The sequence below is a fragment of the Micrococcus sp. LASM2_SD2 genome, assembly GCF_057364565.1.
This window is the reverse complement of record NZ_JBNFOB010000324.1, coordinates 1-1,932: the sequence shown is the minus strand read 5'-3', so window position 1 is coordinate 1,932 and position 1,932 is coordinate 1. Positions and strand designations below refer to the sequence as shown.

At 74.5% G+C, this 1,932-nt stretch carries 1 protein-coding gene and 1 pseudogene; both read right to left on the bottom strand.

What is annotated here, in order from left to right; all coding sequences use genetic code 11:
* Positions 1-69 precede the first annotated feature (69 nt).
* Positions 70-839, bottom strand: a pseudogene (locus AC2W7A_RS11995) (ABC transporter ATP-binding protein).
* Between the two features lie 176 nt (positions 840-1,015).
* Positions 1,016-1,932, bottom strand: a 917-nt coding sequence (locus tag AC2W7A_RS11990; protein WP_485991541.1) for a co-chaperone YbbN, incomplete at its 5' end; no start/stop codon positions are given.

The window sequence follows — 1,932 nt, the reverse complement described above, 5'->3', positions numbered from 1 at the left end:
GACCTCGCCGGGCGCCGACGCCCGTCCGGCCGAGGGGTCCGGTGGCGCCGGCGGGGCGGTCCGCGTCCGTCACAGCCATGCCAGCCCCTCGCCGGTGTGGCGGCCGCCGACCAGCTCGACGAACCGCTCCTCCAGGTCCTGGCCGCCGCGGACCTCGTCCACGGTGCCGGTGGCCACGAGGCGGCCCTCGGCGATCACGGCCACATGGGAGCACATGCGCTGCACCAGGTCCATGACGTGGCTGGAGACGATCACGGTGCCGCCGCGCTGGACGTAGCTGTGCAGGATGTTCCGGATGTTCGCGGCGGAGACGGGGTCCACGGCCTCGAAGGGCTCGTCCAGCACGAGCACGTCCGGGGCGTGGACCATGGCGGCGGCGAGCATGACCTTCTTCGTCATGCCGGCCGAGTAGTCCACCACCGGCTTGCGTCCGGCGTCCTCCAGATCCATGACGCGCAGCAGGTCCGCGGTGCGCTCGGCCACCACCTCCGCCTCCAGGCCGTGCAGCAGGCCGGCGTAGGTCACCAGCTGGCTGCCGGAGAGCCGGTCGAAGGTGCGCACGCCGTCCGCCAGGACGCCCACACGGGACTTGGCCTCCCGCGGCTGCTCCCAGACGTCCACGCCGTGGATCCACGCCTGTCCGTGGTCCGGGCGTAGCAGGCCCGTGGCCATGGACAGGGCGGTGGTCTTGCCGGCGCCGTTGGGGCCCACCACACCGAAGAACGAGCCTGCCGGCACGTCCAGGTCGAGTCCTGCAGGGCGAGGCGGTCCCCGAAGCGCTTGGTCAGTGCTCGGGCGACGAGGGCGAGGTCCGGGTCCGGGGAGTTCGCTGCACGCATGGCCACAACGCTAGCGAACGCACAGCCGGTTCCGACTCCCCCACAAGAAGGAGATCGCACCGTTCACTGCACGTTCGGCCGCGCTTCCCCGCCGGCCCCGGGCACGACGACGGCCGCGCACCGTCCGGAGGTGCGCGGCCGTCGTCGGGACGCGGCTCCGACAGGAGCCGGCCGGTTCAGAACAGCGCCGAGGCGAGCCTGCGACGCGAGGCCTGCACGCGCGGGTCGTCCGTGCCGACCACGGTGTAGAGGTCCACCAGGTGCGCGCGGGCGGGCTCACGGTCCTCGCCCGGGTGCAGCGCGACGAAGCGGACGAGGCGCTGGAAGGCGTCCTCCACGTGGCCGCCGAGCAGGTCCAGGTCCGCCACGGCGGTCTGGGCGGCCACATCGTCCGGGTTCTCGGCCCCTGCCTGGCGCACGGCGGCGGCGTCCATGTCCGCAGTGCGGCGCATCAGCTGCGCGGAGGCCAGTCCCTGCTGGGCCGTGGCGTCCGCGGGGTTCTCGTTGAGGGCCTTCTCCCAGGCGCCCACGGCGGCCTCCCAGTCGCCGGCGGCCAGGGCCTCCTGCGCCTCCCGATGCAGCGGCGGCACGGGCTTCGACGGCGCCTGTTCCCCTGCGCCGGAGCGGGCCGGCGCCACGGGCGGCACCTGGCCGGAGACGCCGTTCTGCCGGGCGACCTGCTGGATCTCGCCGACCAGCTGCTCCAGGGTGTCGACCGGGAGCACCTGGTTGGCCAGCGGCACCGGCTGCCCTGCCACCAGCGCCACGACGGCCGGGCCGGCCTGGAGGCCGAACGCCTGCAGCAGCTGCGGCTCGGCGGACACGTCCACGCGGCCCATGACGAGGCGGCCCGCCTGGCCGTCCACCGCGTCCGCGAACTGGGTGTGCAGCTGCTCCGAGGTCTCGTCCCCCGGGACGTGCAGCAGCACGATCACCGGCACCTGTGTGGACAGCTGGACCAGCTGCTGCAGCACCTGCTGGTCCGCCTGCTCGATCACCCACGAACCCTCGGCGGCCTCCGGGGCCGCCCCCTCGGTGGCACCGCCGGGGGTCGACGACGGCGCCGCCCCGGGCTCGGTCGGCGCGCCGGCAG